This is a genomic window from Pseudoalteromonas sp. MMG010 (assembly GCF_018100905.1).
Classification (GTDB): Bacteria; Pseudomonadota; Gammaproteobacteria; order Enterobacterales; family Alteromonadaceae; genus Pseudoalteromonas.
Genome location: NZ_JAGJEG010000003.1, coordinates 17,360 through 35,182, shown reverse-complemented (window position 1 = coordinate 35,182; position 17,823 = coordinate 17,360). Strand labels below are relative to the sequence as shown.

The 17,823-nt window shown below is 39.2% G+C and carries 14 protein-coding genes; 6 read left to right on the top strand and 8 right to left on the bottom strand.

Annotation, left to right across the window (positions count from 1 at the left end; translation table 11 throughout):
* Nucleotides 1-30 precede the first annotated feature (30 nt).
* Nucleotides 31-405 (top strand): gamma-butyrobetaine hydroxylase-like domain-containing protein, encoded by a 375-nt coding sequence (locus tag J8L70_RS05115; RefSeq protein ID WP_211054412.1) that lies wholly within the window; start codon nt 31-33, stop codon nt 403-405.
* Between the two features lie 296 nt (nt 406-701).
* Here the strand turns inward: J8L70_RS05115 and J8L70_RS05110 are convergent, their stop codons facing one another.
* Nucleotides 702-1,736, bottom strand: a complete 1,035-nt coding sequence (locus tag J8L70_RS05110; RefSeq protein WP_211054411.1) for an MJ1255/VC2487 family glycosyltransferase — start codon at nt 1,734-1,736, stop codon at nt 702-704.
* Nucleotides 1,733-2,272 carry a phosphatase PAP2 family protein gene (locus J8L70_RS05105; protein ID WP_211054410.1) on the bottom strand — a complete coding sequence of 180 codons (540 nt, stop codon included), beginning with the start codon at nt 2,270-2,272 and terminating at the stop codon, nt 1,733-1,735. The genes J8L70_RS05110 and J8L70_RS05105 overlap by 4 nt, the downstream gene beginning before the upstream one ends.
* Nucleotides 2,273-2,466: 194 nt before the next feature.
* Here J8L70_RS05105 and rraA point away from each other — a divergent pair, with 194 nt between their 5' ends.
* Complete coding sequence (rraA, locus tag J8L70_RS05100) at nt 2,467-2,964, top strand: ribonuclease E activity regulator RraA (RefSeq protein ID WP_211054409.1); 498 nt, start codon at nt 2,467-2,469, stop codon at nt 2,962-2,964.
* 70 nt (nt 2,965-3,034) lie between these two features.
* Here rraA and J8L70_RS05095 read toward each other — a convergent pair whose 3' ends face one another.
* Both J8L70_RS05095 and J8L70_RS05090 read right to left on the bottom strand, forming a co-directional pair.
* Nucleotides 3,035-4,714, bottom strand: coding sequence for a GGDEF domain-containing phosphodiesterase (locus J8L70_RS05095; RefSeq protein WP_211054408.1), 1,680 nt, complete (start codon nt 4,712-4,714; stop codon nt 3,035-3,037).
* Nucleotides 4,715-4,934: 220 nt separating this feature from the next.
* Complete coding sequence (locus tag J8L70_RS05090) at nt 4,935-5,705, bottom strand: NADP-binding protein (RefSeq protein WP_211054407.1); 771 nt, start codon at nt 5,703-5,705, stop codon at nt 4,935-4,937.
* Nucleotides 5,706-5,819: 114 nt separating this feature from the next.
* On the opposite strand from J8L70_RS05090, the gene J8L70_RS05085 reads away from it, so the two are divergent.
* The 3 genes from J8L70_RS05085 to mutT all read left to right on the top strand — a co-directional run bounded on the left by J8L70_RS05085 (nt 5,820) and on the right by mutT (nt 11,400).
* The gene (locus J8L70_RS05085; protein ID WP_211054406.1) at nt 5,820-7,847 is read left to right on the top strand and encodes a methyl-accepting chemotaxis protein; all 2,028 of its coding nucleotides are present in this window, start codon (nt 5,820-5,822) and stop codon (nt 7,845-7,847) included.
* Between the two features lie 338 nt (nt 7,848-8,185).
* Nucleotides 8,186-10,894, top strand: coding sequence for a preprotein translocase subunit SecA (secA, locus tag J8L70_RS05080; RefSeq protein WP_211054405.1), 2,709 nt, complete (start codon nt 8,186-8,188; stop codon nt 10,892-10,894).
* Between the two features lie 92 nt (nt 10,895-10,986).
* Nucleotides 10,987-11,400 (top strand): 8-oxo-dGTP diphosphatase MutT, encoded by a 414-nt coding sequence (gene mutT / locus J8L70_RS05075; protein WP_211054404.1) that lies wholly within the window; start codon nt 10,987-10,989, stop codon nt 11,398-11,400.
* On the opposite strand, the gene J8L70_RS05070 is transcribed toward mutT, so the two are convergent.
* Nucleotides 11,354-12,316, bottom strand: coding sequence for a 2-dehydro-3-deoxygalactonokinase (locus J8L70_RS05070; protein WP_211054403.1), 963 nt, complete (start codon nt 12,314-12,316; stop codon nt 11,354-11,356). The genes mutT and J8L70_RS05070 overlap by 47 nt on opposite strands.
* Before the next feature lie 2 nt (nt 12,317-12,318).
* Nucleotides 12,319-13,077 carry an SDR family NAD(P)-dependent oxidoreductase gene (locus tag J8L70_RS05065; protein ID WP_211054402.1) on the bottom strand — a complete coding sequence of 253 codons (759 nt, stop codon included), beginning with the start codon at nt 13,075-13,077 and terminating at the stop codon, nt 12,319-12,321.
* 177 nt (nt 13,078-13,254) lie between these two features.
* Here J8L70_RS05065 and J8L70_RS05060 point away from each other — a divergent pair, with 177 nt between their 5' ends.
* Complete coding sequence (locus J8L70_RS05060; protein WP_211054401.1) at nt 13,255-13,956, top strand: FadR/GntR family transcriptional regulator; 702 nt, start codon at nt 13,255-13,257, stop codon at nt 13,954-13,956.
* Nucleotides 13,957-14,026: 70 nt separating this feature from the next.
* On the opposite strand, the gene J8L70_RS05055 is transcribed toward J8L70_RS05060, so the two are convergent.
* A complete protein-coding gene (locus tag J8L70_RS05055; RefSeq protein WP_211054400.1) occupies nt 14,027-16,162 on the bottom strand; it encodes an alpha-galactosidase in 2,136 nt (711 codons plus the stop codon).
* Between the two features lie 174 nt (nt 16,163-16,336).
* On the bottom strand, nt 16,337-17,791 hold the full coding sequence (locus tag J8L70_RS05050; RefSeq protein WP_211054399.1) for an SLC5 family protein: 1,455 nt from the start codon (nt 17,789-17,791) through the stop codon (nt 16,337-16,339).
* Between the last annotated feature and the right edge of the window lie 32 nt (nt 17,792-17,823).

Genomic DNA, 17,823 nt, shown 5'->3' with positions numbered 1-17,823 from the left:
TGGAGGCTTTTTATTAATATTGAGCAAAACATGAAACTTGTTACAAAAGTACATTACCATAGCGTGAGTAAAACCTTAGACGTTTACTTTGATGATGACACAAAAGCGATTTTTAGCTGTGAGTTTTTACGTGTGCACTCCCCTTCTGCCGAAGTGCAAGGCCATGGCGCAGAGCCAATGAAACTGGTATTAAACAAAAGTAATGTCGCAATTAAAAACATTGTGCCTGTCGGGCACTATGCACTTCGTTTAGATTTTGACGATGGTCATAATAGTGGACTATTTAGCTGGGCATATTTTACCTACCTACAAGGCTCACAAGATACATTATGGCAAACATACCAACAACGCTGTACTGAGCAGCAAGCACAACAAGACAGCGTACCGATTAAATTTATTCCTTAATTACAATCAAGTAATAAAAGAAGACTAAGAGGCCCTTCGCTTTAGAGTAGTGACTTAGTGATCTAGTAATTTAGTGATTGTGCTTGTTTTTTGGCTTCTCATTTACCCTCATTTACTTCTCAGTGTGAGCATTGGTTGGTTTTTGTTATTGGTTATATCAGCAAGTAAATCACTGGTTTTATGTACCTATCCTGCGCTTTCTTGTTCTTACTAACAACATTGTTCCATAATACTAACCACTTCATTCGTACGCTGCTTTATGCCTTGGATATTACAGCTATAAAAACGATATTGAACTACTTTAAACTGACATTTTTCCACAAATTGTTATGTAACGAACACGTCTCATGCCATTGCTTTTTCAACAACCATTGCACTAAAGGTTCTGGATTATTAGGAAAGTTTATCGGTTTATTTTGTGGTGCATTATTCCACTCATCTAACGCTTGCGGATTAAGATAGTTCATAACATGCGCAGCTTTCATCGCTAATAAGGTTTTTGCATTTGCACCTTGTTCAAATTGGCCCCCTAATGGCTTTAATAGTAGTTTCTTTCCTAATTTTAATGCTTCACTTGCAAGCTCAAATCCAGCATTACCAATGACGCCACTTGCATTTGCTAAATCGTTTAAAAAACCATTACGTGAAGGAGGCCTTATATGAATATGCCCATGTGATCTGTTTCTTGCTCCAGGGTAATAGCAATAAAACTCTTTTTCGGGAAAGTCTTTTAAATAGGCGATGATATTAGCTAGATTCTCAAAAGGTAAATACACTAATATTTTATTATATACAGGTACGGGATTAACATGCTCATGGTGCGCAATGAAAGGCGGTATAATTGTTTTATCAAAAGGTTGCCAATGAACACCTAAATATTTATCGGCAGGTGCATATTGTTTTATTAATGATTTTCTAAAAAATCCAGATCCAAACAATGGGACATTATTAGATAAAAAAGCCGCTTGATGACTAATACCAATGACAGGTATATTTTGTTGCTTAGCCGCCCATGCACTAAGTGGCTCAAAGTCATTTATAACTAAATCGTACTGTGTTAAATCGAGTGATTTTATATCTTTAAGTAACTGACAAACACGCGCGTTTCTTAAGGTTTTGTAGCCTTTTATCTGACCATTCTCAGTGCAAAAAGATAATCCCCTAAAGCACCGATAATCACCAAACTCTTGCATATCAAAATAGTCTTTCTGATTTCTTCCGGAGAAGAGATAATCAACCCCCACTCCCATTTCGTTAAAGCAATTAGCCATAACACGCGCACGTGTTATATGACCATTACCTGTGCCTTGAATACCGTACAATATTTTCATAACGTAGGTAACAATAATAAAGCACACAACCCACATGTACTGCCAATGATTGATCCAATAATAATATCTGCGGGAAAATGAACTCCCAATATTACTCTTGAGCATGCAACTGATGCAGCCCAACTAAACCACAAAACGCTATATGCAGGTACATAAGCAGCTAAAATAATAGCAACCAAAAATGCAGCAGCACTGTGCCCAGACGGTAAACTAAACTTATCACTGGGGACAATTAAGGCTGTCGTTACTAAATAATCGCACGGCCTTATTCTGGCAAAGCGCTTTTTAGCAAAAAAATAGATAGGTCGCTCCATTAAGAAACCCAACAATAGTGTACTTGGTAATAACTGTAAGTGTTCATTGTGATTGAACCACCAAAACAATAAACCACCCGCTAGGTATAGCCCACCATTTCCACTTTTAGATAGACACAGCGCAGTGACTTTTAACCACCAAGGCAATTTACCATTAAACAAAGTTAAAAATAGTTGCTGGTCTAATTGGGCTACTCTTTTTAAAGCGCGGCTATGAGTCATGTTTATCCTTTGCTATGCAATCAATGTGAACACTTATTAAGCATAGAGGGTTAAAATAACAATTCAGTGACGATTTTAAGACACAATTGTTGCGGTGCAATATTTAACCTAGATGATCTTAATTAAGTCGTTGTTATTGATATTAAGGAGGGTATACTGAAATTATAACTTAATGTATTTTTGAGGATAAACCAATGGATTATAGCACTTCAGACTTATGCGATACTTTTCCTGATGCGATTGATGTGCTGGAACCTATGTTCATCAACTTTGGCGGATTAAGCAGCTTTGGTGGTTGTATTAAAACCGTTAAATGTTTTGAAAATAATGAACTGATACGCGATATATTATCTCAAGATGGTGATGAGAAAATACTACTCATCGATGGTGGTGGGTCTACTCGCCGCGCTTTAATAGATATAGAACTTGCTGAGCTAGCACTTGAAAATAACTGGCAGGGGATTATTGTTTACGGTGCGGTTCGCCATGTCGATGAACTAGAAGAAATAGATGTTGGTATTCAAGCAATTGCTTCTATTCCTGTTGCCGCCGATAGCGAAGGCGCTGGCGAAGAAGAAGTGGGTGTTAATTTTGCGGGCGTCTCATTTTTTGATGGTGATTTTATTTACGCCGACAGCACCGGCATCATTTTATCGACTGAAGAATTAGTTATTGAATTAGTTCCAGAATAAATATCGTCTTACAGTTAAAAATAGGGCGCTATCGCCCTATTTTTAATAGTCTCAATTTTAAGTTACTCAATTAAATAGAGATGTTTTTTTGCTCTAAGCGCCACTGCTTTAACCAATTCATTAAACCAACACTACTTAACGGATGACCAAAGTAATAACCTTGAGTCGCATAGGCATTTAAGCTTTTAACGAATTTAAGTTGTTCAGCGGTTTCTACCCCTTCAAAAATGACTTTTGTGTGTTGCTGATTATGCATATCAACCATACCACTCACTAAGCTACGAATATTATTTTGATTACTAAAGTCAGCTGTTAACGCCGGCGATATTTTTACATATTCGACGGCTAAACCAGGAAGCTTTGCAAGTAGCACAGGGTTATCACCTAAGCCATCAACACACAGTTTTAAGCCCATACTATTAAGGCGTGCAACCATTGCTTGTCCCTGATCATCAAGATTAGTAAATATATGCAATGGGCACTCGATGACTAACTCCCCATTAAAAAGCTGATGTTCACTGAGCAACGCATCGATATACTCAACAAACTCCTCATTTAGCATTTCAGGTCCAAACACATTAATACTTAAAGGGACTGAAATATTCTCACGTTTAAGTGCACAGGCAAGCTCAGCTGCCCGTTTCATTACAAACTTTGCTAAGGGGTAACCTAAACCGGCAATTTTAATATCATCAATAAATCGATGCGCCGATAAAATACCTTGTTTAGGATGCTGCCAGCGCAACAACAATTCTAAAAATGCGATATGGCCATCATTATTACAAATGACTGGTTGAAAATATAATTCTAGCTCACTAGAGAAATCAATATTCGCTAATTCTGCAATCCTAGCCTGTTGCTCTAGTTGTGCAATCATCATTTGCGGTTGATAAACAACAACTTGCTGTCTTTCTTGACTATCAAGCGCTAAAAAAGCAGCGCTGATTAAACCATCATCAAATTCATTAAAGTGGGCACAATCAACATAACTTGCTCTTACTTTTATTTCGACGGTGCAATTGGCCACATTAAACGGCTTTAAAGTCGCATTTATAATTTTTTGAATAAGCTGTTCATGTATATGATTTTGCTTTGCTAAAGAACAAATAAAAGCAAAATTTAACCCGCCTAAATGAGCTAACTTATGCTCAGAAGATAACTGAATGACCTGATCGTGCTCTATCGCGTTTTTTATTCTATTCGCCGATTGTGCTAAGAGTAAATCACCAAAATCTCTTCCAATATGTTGATTTACTTGCTCAAAGCCTTCTAAACGAAGAACGACCACCCCCCCTTTAAATTGGTTTTTTAGTACGCTAAAAATATGGTTAAACATTGCTTTTCTAGTGGGTAAACTAGCCAATGGAGAGCTACTAATATAGTTACTTGAGCTCTCTGTAATTCCGTGTTCATTTACCTGTTTACTGTGCGTAGGCTGATCGACTGGCATAATCGTAACAATTGCCAATAAAATAATTGCCAACACCACCCAATACAACCGCACATCAAGCAATAAATAAGCAAAAAACAAAGCAATAAACAACACAATAGCCAACGTGCTTAATATGATTACTAGCGTATTTTTACGCTCAAATGATTTCCATAAATGAAAACAAAAGCTAAATGCTAAAAGGATATTCAGCCAAGGTATATCGGTGCTAATAATAGCAAGCCCGATCAACCCCGCGGCCAAAAAGTTGAAGCGTAATAATGAATTTTTAACACAAAAAAGTGAGCAAATCATTGCCATTAATAAGGCCCCACTAAAAAATATGGGGATATTATTATTACCAAGAACAGCTAGGTTACTAGCACTTATAGCAAATGAAAAAGAGGGTAAAAGCATTGTTATTTTAATATATTTAATACGAGCTAATTAAGTGTACTGAATATCCTTCAATTTAACAGTTTAATTACCCAAAACAGGAGATAATTTTCACAACCCATTATTTATCGCCATAAACATAAGCTTAAATTGAATGTTGATAGCTAAACCCAAGCGCTTCAATAGCACTGCCTATTATTTTTCGCTCACCCGGTTCATTATGTTTAAACACAGGCATATCACTACCATGTTGTTGACACTTTTGCTGATAGTATTGCTGTTTAGTTGGGTGTTCTGGATTAACAATATTATAAATGCTTTGTCCATGGGGCCAATGCTCTATCACCTTAAAAATAGCATTAATGACATCTTGTTGATGCACCATGTTAACGACCTGATGACTTGACGTATCGAGTGTTTTGCCTGCAATAAACCGCCCCGGCTCTCTTTTAGGCCCAACCAAACCAGCTAAACGTAAAACTTTGCCATTATGCTCAAGCACTAACTCTTCACTATTGTATAATTTCGTTTGCCTAGGCGTAGAACACGTAATTTCGCTGCTTTCGGTATATATCGCATTTTGCTGATCGTAAACTCCTGTTGAAGAACACAAAATAAAGCCCTTAGCATTTAACTGTTCACTAAGTTTTAATGCCTTTTGTAATGTTTGACTATAATTACTTTCACTTGAGCGGCTACGTGGGGTCATAGCGCACACCCAATATGCATTATATAAATCTACATTATGGGTAAGCTTCTCACCTTGCAAAACAAACTGACGCTCAAAACCGTTTGTTGATGCGTGTACACGATGAGTTCCTTGTACTTGCCAGTGTTTATCCAGTGCTTGTTTACATAACTCATGTCCTAGCCACCCGGCTCCTAACACAACTAATTTATTATCTACTTTTGTCATTATTTGTAATCCTATGACGTTATTTAATTTAGTTATTTTGACCTAACAATATAGTGATTTTAAGTTATTTATGCTTAGATATATTTACAATAAAAGATAATAAAGTGCGTGCTTATGCTAAATAACCTATCTCTAAGAAAAAAAATATTATTGCTAATCGGCTCAACCACCAGTGTATTACTGATCGTAGCATCCATTTTTTTCATCAATTATATTGCCAAACTTTCACGTGAAAATATTGAAAATGAAGCTAAAAGCTACCTGCAAAGCGAGCAACTTTCAATGCAAGGTTATTTTGCCCAGTATGGCAAAGTGGTCAATACCTTTGTTAATGACCCCCACCTAGTACATTTTTTTTCGAATTGGAATAAACGCGACCAACCTATTGAGAGTGCCCCTGGTTACGAGTATATCAATCAAAATTTTTTACGAATAAGTAATACAGACGATAACATTCTCTCGGCTTTTTTTGCGTCAGCAATTACTGGCGAATACTTTAAAGAAAATGAACGCACAACACATTATAACGGCCAACCCTACTTTGCTTATAAACGAGGATGGTGGCAAGAAGCAATGCAAATTAATCAGCTTTATGTTGGCCCTATTTCTGTTGATTTAACCACAGGAAATGCCTCAGCGGTCGTGCAGCAACCAGTTTATAACCAGCAAAATAAATTAATTGGGGTTAGTGGTGTCGATTTACAATTAAATAAAATAAATGACATGGTCGAAGCTATCCGCTTTAAAGGCCAAGGGTATGGCTTTTTGCTCGATAACAATCAAAAAGTAGTTCACTTATCGAAAGCCACTGGGCACACCTTATCTATCACCGATGAAGGTGATAATACTAAAGACGGGTTAGATAAATTAGAACAGCAATTTAGTGATACTACAGGCTTTAAAGCTTTAAACTCAGCAATGAAAAAAAGCTTAAATGGCAGCCAAATGATTAGCCTAAAAGGTGAATCATACTATGTGGTTTATCAGCGTTTACAGCTACAGCAGCCTAAAATCGACTGGTACTTAGGGTTACTTGTACCAACGACCTTGATAGATGAACCCGTTAACGATGCGGTTGTGAGTATATCAATTATTGTATTGATAATATTAACAGCCATGCTAGCAATGATATTGTGGGCCTCTCATTTAATCACAAAGCCTATTTCTAGCCTGACCGAGATAATGAGTGATATAGCATCAGGAGACGGTGACTTAACTAAAACAATTAATATTAATAGCACCGATGAAGTTGGCCAGCTTGCTAAGCATATGAATGCATTTATTTCTCATTTACATACTATGATGCAACAAACTGCAGCCCAAGCTCAGCATCTTCATCAGGCAGCTAATGCATTAGAAACCGTATCGGAACAAACCAACGCCGAAATTCAACAAGAGAAAAAACAAGTAGATAGTGTTAGCTCTGCGGTGACAGAAATGGCAACAACCGTGTTAGAAATTTCACGTAGCGCCCAACAAACTAACAATGCAGCAGAAGACGTTCAACTTATTACTGCCGAGGGCGTAAAGCGCTCAACTCAGTCGCAAACAATGATGAACGAACTGGCACAACATATTGGTGAGGCCGCTGATGTGGTGTCGGGTCTTGCTGAGGAAAGCCATAATATTGGTGCATTAGTCGATGTTATTAACGCCATTGCCGATCAAACTAATTTACTTGCGCTTAACGCTGCAATAGAAGCTGCGAGAGCCGGTGAACATGGCCGCGGTTTTGCTGTCGTAGCAGATGAAGTGCGCACTTTAGCAAGTCGTACGCAAGAATCAACCGACGATATACGTAATATGATTTTACGATTACAAAATATAGCGCAGCAAGCATCAAGTATGATGCTGCAAGGGCAACAGCAAACGCAAAACTCAGTAAAATATACAAAAGAGGTATTAGGGTCACTGCAAAGCATTGGAGATGCAGTGAGTTCAGTGCAAGGACAAAGCCATCAAATAGCCACAGCGACTGAACAACAAACCCTCGCTGCTGAAGATGTGAACAACTCACTTAGTGTGATTAATAATTTAGTCAATAACACTGCCGAGCATGCCGAAGTACTTGCAACAGAAGCGTCGGAGCTGAGCCAACTTGCCACTGGACTGAATAAGATAGTAAGCCAATTTAAGCTATAACTTAGCTATATATGGGGCTTGTTTTTCATGAAATAAGCTCCATATATAATAAGCTAGCGTAAGCACACCAGCGCAACTTAATTTACGATAACAAGTACCTCAACAATTAAAGTAAATTTTATTGCTTTAAATCAGTATCTTTATAGTTCAAATGGTTTGTTGTTTGCCAGAGTCTGGTATAGTAGCGCACGTAATAAACAGCGCGTTTTATACGTATTCACACTTAATTGCTAATTAATATGCTCTAAATGTTATACAAAAGTACATATTAATTATCAATTGTTAAAAATAGGTTAGCTGATGGCAGCTAACAAAAAATATATTGTAACGGTTTTATCATGATATCTAATTTATTTACCAAGATTTTTGGTAGTCGCAATGACCGCACTATTAAAAACCTAAGAAAGACGGTCGCGTTAATTAACGCTTTAGAAACGCAATTAGAAGCGCTTTCTGATGAAGATTTAAAAGCTAAGACAGCTGAGTTTAGAGAACGTTACGATAACGGGCAAAGTCTTGATGATATTTTACCAGAAGCCTTTGCGGTGGTAAGAGAGGCATCAAAACGCGTTAATGGCATGCGCCACTTCGACGTACAGCTACTAGGTGGCATGGTGTTACACCAAGGCCGTATTGCTGAAATGCGTACCGGTGAAGGTAAAACACTAACGGCAACCCTTCCAGCATATTTAAATGGTTTAACAGGCAAAGGTGTGCATGTTATTACCGTAAACGACTACCTGGCAAAGCGTGATGCTGAAACCAACCGTCCATTATTTGAGTTTTTAGGTTTAACCGTTGGCTGTAATGTACCAGGCATGATGGGCCCACAGAAAAAACAAGCCTATAGCGCTGATATCACGTACGGTACAAATAACGAATTTGGTTTTGATTACCTTCGTGACAACATGGCATTTAGTATTGATGAACGCGTACAGCGTCCACTTTTTTATGCCGTAGTCGATGAAGTAGATTCAATTTTAATTGATGAAGCACGTACCCCACTCATTATTTCTGGCCCAGCAGAAGATAGCTCTGCACTTTACACCGAAATAAATACCATAGTGCCACTGCTTGAACTGCAAGAAAAAGAAGATGAAGAAGGCGTTGAAGGCGATGGTGATTACACTATCGACGAAAAATCAAAGCAAGTTCATTTAACTGAGCGTGGCCAAATCAAAGTCGAAGAACTACTCTCAGAGCGTAACTTAATTGAAGAAGGCGATTCGCTTTACTCTGCCGGTAGTATCACTTTACTAAGCCATGTATATGCCGCTTTGCGTGCGCACAAGCTATATCAAAAAGATATCGACTACGTTGTTAAAGAAAACGAAGTTGTGATTATTGATGAGCATACAGGGCGCTCTATGGAAGGTCGTCGTTGGTCAGAAGGTTTACACCAAGCTGTTGAAGCAAAAGAAGGTGTAAAAATTCAAAACGAAAACCAAACATTGGCGTCAATTACATTCCAAAACTACTTCCGTTTATACGAAACGCTTGCCGGTATGACCGGGACAGCCGATACAGAAGCTTTTGAGTTTCAGTCAATTTACGGCTTAGATACCGTTGTAATGCCAACAAATAAACCAATGGTTCGCGATGATCGCGCCGATTTAGTTTATTTAACGCAAGAGGAAAAATACGAAGCTATTTTAATTGATATTAAAGACTGTCAAGAACGCGGACAACCTGTTCTCGTCGGCACGATTTCAATTGAAAGCTCTGAGTACTTATCACAGTTTTTACGCAAAGAAAAAATTAAACATAACGTACTCAACGCGAAGTTCCATGCTCAAGAAGCTGATATTGTTTCTGATGCTGGTTTACCTGGTACAGTTACTATTGCAACTAACATGGCCGGACGTGGTACCGATATTGTACTGGGTGGTAACTGGCATAGCGATGTAGAAAAACTACAAAACCCAACACCTGAACAAATAGCCGACATTAAAGCGGCTTGGCAAATTAGCCATGATAAGGTTATTGCTGCCGGTGGCTTGCATATCATTGGTACAGAGCGCCATGAATCTCGCCGTATCGATAATCAATTACGTGGTCGTTCGGGTCGTCAAGGTGATGCCGGTTCGAGCCGTTTTTACTTATCAATGGACGATTCACTGATGCGAATTTTCGCTGGTGAGCGCATGACAAACATGATGCGTAAACTAGGCATGCAACGTGGTGAAGCAATTGAACATCCATGGGTAAACCGTGCTATTGAAAACGCTCAGCGTAAAGTAGAAGCACGTAACTTCGATGTGCGTAAGCAATTATTAGAATACGATGATGTAGCAAATGATCAACGTCGTGTTGTTTACTCTCAGCGTAATGAATTACTTGAAGAAGGTGACATTTCAGAGACAATCACTGCTATTCGTGGTGATGTATTAAGTGGTACTATCGATCAATACATCGCACCGCAATCACTGGCTGAAATGTGGGATATTCCAGGTCTTGAAGAACGTTTAAAACAAGATTTCTTAATTGATTTACCTATTACTCAGTGGTTAGCCGACGACAATAAGCTGTATGAAGAAAAACTTCGTGAGCGTATTGAAGAAGCTGTTGAACACGCATACAAACAAAAAGAAGAAATGGTCGGTGAGTCGGTACTACGTCAATTCGAAAAAGCGATTATGCTACAAAGCCTTGACCAACACTGGAAAGACCATCTTGCGGCAATGGATCATTTACGCCAAGGTATTCATTTACGTGGTTATGCTCAAAAGAACCCGAAACAAGAGTACAAGCGTGAATCGTTCGAACTATTTACTGAGATGCTTGAAAACCTAAAAGTGGATGTTGTAAGCATATTAAGTAAAGTGCAAGTTCGCGCAGAAGAAGATGTTGAAAAGGTAGAAGAACAACATCGTAAAAGTGAAAATGCACCACGCGAGTATCAGCATGAAGAAGCTGAGCAAGTCGGTGGCGAAGCACCGCCAAGCAGTACGGTTATGGCACGCACTTCACCTAAAGTAGGGCGAAACGATCCATGTCCTTGTGGCTCAGGACAAAAGTTTAAGCAATGTTGTGGTAAATTAAAGTAACCTAACATAGCCAAAAAAAGCGGCGCTAGCGTCGCTTTTTTTATGACCAAATTTAATTAATAAAGAAATGCCGTACACATTAAAGGTTTAATATGTCTAAAAAAGTTGTTCGCGTAGCCGTAGGTGTTATTAAAAAAGATAACCAAATCTTTATCTGTAAACGTAACGAAAACCAACATCAAGGTGGATTATGGGAGTTTCCTGGTGGAAAGGTCGAGTCTGACGAAACATTATTTGAGGCACTTTATCGCGAATTAAAAGAAGAAATAGGTTTAAGCATTAATAGCTCCTCAGAACTAATGGTCATTGAACATGACTATGGCGATAAATACGTAAAACTGGAAGTACATCTTGTAAATGACTTCAAGGGTATAGCCCATGGAGCTGAAGGACAAGAACATGCATGGGTAGCTATCCAGGAATTGAAAAACTATACCTTCCCAGCAGCAAATAAAGCAATTATAAAGGCGATTGAGACGCTATCTGTTGATGGTGTAAATAATTAAAGCCTGATAACGTAGCGGTATGCACTGAAAAAGTATCGCATTGCACACCGACATGGCTTAATGCCGTAGCAAAGCAACGATTTAATTGCTCAGTGCCAATCACCACCACTTTGCTACCTGGTACTAGCTGCCATTCTGTCGCATAACGTGCAGCGCGTACATCACTGCCAATTAATACTCCCGATAAATACGCTTTCGCCTGCACCGAATCAAGTTCTTTAGATAACTGTCGGGTTCTCACACTAAAAATACCATGTGCTAAATTTCCGCTATTACTGCCTAAAGTTAGATTGCAGCCTTGCTCATAGGCTTGCCAATCAAACTCCCCGCCTTGACAATCATTCGCAATTAAAACACTTTGATGGCACAGTAAATCATAAAACTCACCTGTCATTGCCGTTTTAAAACACACTATTAAGCCATCTTCTAACAACACCCACTTGGTATGCGTTCCAGGTAAACAAAGTAAAACTTTTCCTTGGCTGTAAGCTGGATTTTGTTTTAAAAACCCTAGTATTTGTAACTCCTCCCCGCGCATAACATCTAGCATCGTATTATGCAGCACGCATTGTGCACCGGGTAATGCCGTAATCGCATACTGTTTACTATTTTGCTTTAAGGCACTACTGAGTAATTTTTCAGGATTGACTGGGCATTTCATATATGGCGTTTCAATCCAGCCAATACTTGAGGTAATTTGCCCCGCCATTAATACTGCAGGCGTACCATACTCATGAGCCCAAGGCGCGATAGCTTGTTCCATAATCTGTGAAAAGGTTTTTTTTCCTTTAATAACACCAGGCCCATCACGTTGCGCAATTAATTCAAAGCGTTTATCACTGTATGTGTTACAAAGATAAGCGCGTAAATGACTCGTCCCCCAATCAATAGCAATAAAAGTATTTTTTAATGACATGACTATAGCCTCCCGCCATCTATTTTTATTCCTTGGCCGGTAAGCATGCTGCTCTCATCAGAGGCTAAAAATAGAGCTAAGTTAGCGACATCTTCAGGCGTCACTAATTTTTTTAATGCCATTGCTTCCATCCACTTTACCTGCTCTTGCGCAGTAAACCAGCTGGCTAACTGGCGCTCTGTGGCCACCCAGCCCGGTAAAATAGCATTAACCCTAATGCCAAATTCACCATAATCACGCGCCAATGCTTTTGTCATTCCGATTAAGCCTGCTTTGGCGGTAACATACCCTGCCATTTGAGGTTGCCCCATAATGGCATTAATAGAGCTAAAGTTAATAATGCTGCCACTATGTTGTTGCTTCATAAAAGACATTGCCACTTGCGAAGCAAAGAAGGCCGGATTTAAGTTAATTTGTAAGCATTGATCCCAATCTTGCACAGTCACATCTTCACTTGGTTGACGCCGATCGTTGGCGACATTATTTACCAAAACATTAACAGTACCTAATACAGCACATGCATCAACGAGGGACTGCTGTAGCGCACTTGCATCTGTTACATCAACTTGCCGATACCATATATTGTGATCCATCAATTCATTTTTTAATGACTGCGCTGCACTATCGTCAATATCAATAAACGCGACCTTGGCACCTTGGGCAACAAATGCCTTAACCATAGCACGACCAATTCCAGAGGCTCCACCGGTAATAAATACAACTTTATTTGCAAGGCTGTGATAATGCACTGAAAGAGTCATAAGTAGCTCCTGTCGAATAATAATGCGTAAACAACGTACTTTAGCGATATGGTTCGGTTTTATTAGCTAGCCGCAAAAATAGCACACCACCTACTTCATGAATTAATATCATACCCCCATGTTTATTAATATGATATATGTTATATAATTAAGCAAAGCCTTATTCGGAAATTTGTCATGAAAAGCCAACCTCGCCAAAATTTAACTCAGCAGCTTGCCCACGATTTAGGGTTTGAAATTGTCCGTGGTGTATACCCTATCAACGAGGGCTTACCTTCTGAAGCCGATCTATGTATAAAATATGATGTGAGCCGCAGTGCCACTCGCGAAGCTGTAAAAATGCTCTCGGCAAAGGGACTGATTTCATCAAGGCCTAAACAAGGTATTCGTGTATTACCTGAAAGTAACTGGAATATGTTCGACACCGATGTTTTACGTTGGATATTAAGTAGCAAACCCTCTTTATCACTACTTAAAGAATTTACACAAGTACGTGTAGCACTTGAGCCACAAGCTGCTGCCCTTGCTGCTGTGAGTGCAAGTGCTGAGCAACTTGAAAATATCGATAACGCATTAGCAAGAATGGCCGATGCCGATATCGGATTAGATGATCCTTTAGAGGCAGATATTGCTTTTCATACCAGTATTTTAGTCGCTAGTAATAATCGTTTTTTTGTTCAGCTAACTGAATTTATTAGTACCGCTTTACGTGTCAGTATTCGCTATACAAATCATATTAAAGGGGTCCCTGGTGCCGATGTTGCTAAACATGCTGACATTTTAAATACGATAAAATCACGTAATCCAGAGAAAGCGAAACAAGCGGTAGACACTATCTTAGCCGAAGCGCTTGAATTGATTGAGTCTAAGCTAGATTAAACTAAGCATAAAAAAGGAGCCAACTAATCGGCTCCTTTTTAAAAGGTTTAAAGTCCAGACTAGCTCAACCCTAATGACATTTATTTAATGAGAAAATAAGTGATGTTTGTGGAAATGAAATAGGCATTTGCAAACCAAACTCCATCAGTGCCTCACCAGTATATGTTTGCCCATTTACCGCAGCAATTGCCGAGGGGCGATATTCATCAAATATCACTGGCCACACTAAATTAAGTGTGTATTGCGTATCGGCTTCAAGTCCCACAAATCGTAATTTATTAGGGGCTGTGCGAGGGGTTTCGCGGACACTGTTATAAGCAAATAATGCCGCGGTTTTATCTTGATTAATTAAACCAAAATTAATTGATAAACCATCACTATCTAAACGATATAAATCGGCACTATGAATAAAATCACGATACTTTTGATGCAATGCAATTGCAGACTTTAGCGTATTGTACTCATGATCGGTTAACTCTCTTGGGTCCATTTCAATTCCCATGTGACCAAACAAAGAAACCGCAGCACGCATTTCAATACTAATATTACGCCCCGTAATGTGACATTCGCGTGGTCCTACGTGTGCCCCCATAACCGATGAGGGAAAAAAGAATGAACAACCTCGTTGGATTTCAAGCCGATCAAGTGCATCATTAGAGTCTGAGGTCCATACCCTATCTGTATGTGCAAGCACGCCATAATCAACACGTGCCCCCCCCGATGAACAACTTTCTATTTCAAGCCCTGGGTGCGCTGATTTAATACGATCAATAAGTCGGTACAATGCTAATGTTTGTTGATGAATAGCCGGTTTACCGGCAAAATTACCGGCATGATTAATATCTCGATTCATATCCCATTTTATGTATTTTATTAGCGGATATTCACACAAAATATCGTTAATCGCTTGATAAAGATACTCTACGACCTCGGTACGCGTTAAATCCAGTACTAACTGGTTTCGAAAACTCAATTGCTCATTATTCTGTGTACTCAACACCCAATCGGGGTGAGCACGATATAAATCGCTATCGGGGTTAACCATTTCGGGTTCAAACCAAAGCCCAAACTCCATACCTAAATGGTTAACATGCGCAATGATAGGTGCTAATCCCTGTGGATAAATTTCTTTATCGACAACCCAATCACCTAAACCAGCATTATCACCACGACGCCCTTTAAACCAACCATCATCAAGAACAAAACGTTCAACACCTAATGGGGCTACTTTATCGGCTAGCTGTTTAAGTGTTTCGATGTCATGGTCAAAGTAAATGCCTTCCCAGGTATTATAATGAACAGGGCGTGCCTTGCGTTGCTGCTCATCAGACAACAAATTAGCTTTGACAAAGCCATGGAAGTTACGTGATAAAGCACTAAACCCCTGTTCGGAAAACGATGTATATAGGGTAGGACTTTGATAAGTTTGACCTTTTACTAGAGTTAATTCGCCGGGTAATAATAACTCGCCCATTTGCACATAACGACGTCCTTCTGGCAGTAGTTCGGCACGCAGTTTGGTATTACCACTCCAACCTAAGTGAAAACCAAAACACTCTCCAAATTGCTCACCCGCACCATCGTTATGCATCAATAAACCAGGGAAGACATCATGGGAGGTTTTGCCTTTGCGATTTTCACGTACAAAAGCACCTAAAAATAAATCAACTGGTTGGCGTTGAAATTCATTGGACCAACGCCCTTCAAAGCTCACTACGTTATTCATATTATCCGGTAATGGAAAGCTAGGTGCAGCACAGTAATTAACCTGCAACGCAGCATCACCAAGATTCGTTAATCGCGTAGAAGCACTTAACACATTATGATTGTAATCAAGGGTTATATGATGAGTAACCTCAACACCACGTAACGCATCAAGGCTGATAAATACCAGCCCATTCCCATTCGTTTCATCCACGCGTTGCAAAGTAGGCCCTAACGACCATGCAATTGATTCATTTGTCAGCTCAATGCCCGGTGCACCTGTAAAGCCTTCTCCTAACAACGGAGATAATGAAATGGGTGCTTCGAGCACCGCGGCGCATTTAACCTCTTGTCGTGTTGCAAGCTGCGAAAGCATAATATCGCTCGTGTATTTAGATAGGCGTTTTCCAAAATATAGTAACGCGGGTGTTTTACCTTGGCAGTCAAATATAGCGGTGCAATGTTGACTATCTAATCGATAAAACGGGTTAAACTTAGCCATAGAGTCCTATCCTCTTTTTTATTCGTGTGTGTAAATGTGTGTTAAAAATTATCAGTGTTAAATAAACTAAAATTAGTCGTATGTAACGTACAAATAATTAAGTGTCGTGTTATATAAAATCAGCCAAGTATTCCTTGGCCAATTTTACCTCGCTAATATTTAAAAATTTTTATGCTAGGTTGTTGGTTCTTGAGATCTAAAAGCCCATTGCGCAGTTTGCTTAAACACTAATTTATTCACTAATAATGCAAACGACACACAGACAATTAAAGTAATTGGCATTAAGTGAATATAATGAACATCGCTGTGCAATGGGGATGTTTTAAATGTGAGTGCCCCATACATAACAACACCTAAAATAACGGCCGAAATCCCTGCGCGAGCATCTACATTTTTAAACAGTAAACCCACTACAAAAATAGAAAATATTGGCATACTTAATAAGCCATTCAACTGCTGCAATAAGTTGATAATACTGTCTGCTTGTTGATAAATAGGCACTAATATCAGTGTTAAACTGGTTAATAATAAAGTGACATAACCACTGAGCTTCACAACGCTTGGGGTTTTATTAAAATATGCTTGGTGAATATCACATACGTATAATGCAGTGGCAGAATTTAGTAAGCTGTTATAAGTAGACAACACTGCCGCAGCCATTGCTGCAGCAAAAACACCCGTTAACCATGCTGGCATAATATCCCCGACAATACGGCCATACGCCGCATCACCAATATCGCCGTATAGCTTGAATGAAATAATACCTGGTAAAACAACTATTGCAGGAACAATTAAAAACCGGATCCCGGCCGCAGCAAATACACCTTTTTGCGCTTCTTTAACCGTTGGTGCAGCCATTGCTCGCTGTGTAATTGTTTGATTAGTCCCCCAATAATACATTTGAATAAATATCATCCCAGTTAACAACGTAGGCCAAGGAATGGGTGAATCAGGGCCACCAATCAAGGTTAACCGCTCAGCGGGAATGCCACTAAAATCATAATCTATTGCACTGAGAGCCAAAAACACCACTAAAACTGCCATTCCCAGTACTAATAACCCATTAAAAGTATCAGAAACTGCAACGGCTCTTAACCCACCAAAAAAAGCATACACAGCGCCCACTAAAGCAAAGGGTGTGGCTATATACATTAATGGTATATCCACTTTAAACATGCTCTGCATGAATAAAGCACCTGAGTAAATTACTGCTGGCATATAAATCAGTGCATTACCTAAAAAGAATAAGCCACCAATAACGGCCCGAATATGTTTATTGTTATAGCGTTTTTCAAGTAACTCCGTTGTGGTAGTACAATTGTATTTGTAATAAACAGGAATAAATACTTTGGCCAATATAATAAGCCCTAAAATGGCAGCAAACTCCCACCACACCAATAATGCCATTTGGTTACCATTCATTCCCACCAGCTGATCAGTACTCAAATTAGTCAATGTGATTGAGCCGGCAACAAACATCCAAGTTAATCCGCCTCCTGCTAAAAAGTATTCTTTGGTTTGATTACCACCTTCGCCACGATTTTGACCCCGGCACTTCCAATAAGTAAGCCCCCCGATCAAGGTGGTAACAAAAACAAATACCACCAGCTGTAAAATGTTGTCTGACATGTGTGTGTCCTCTGCGCATTATGCGCAACCTT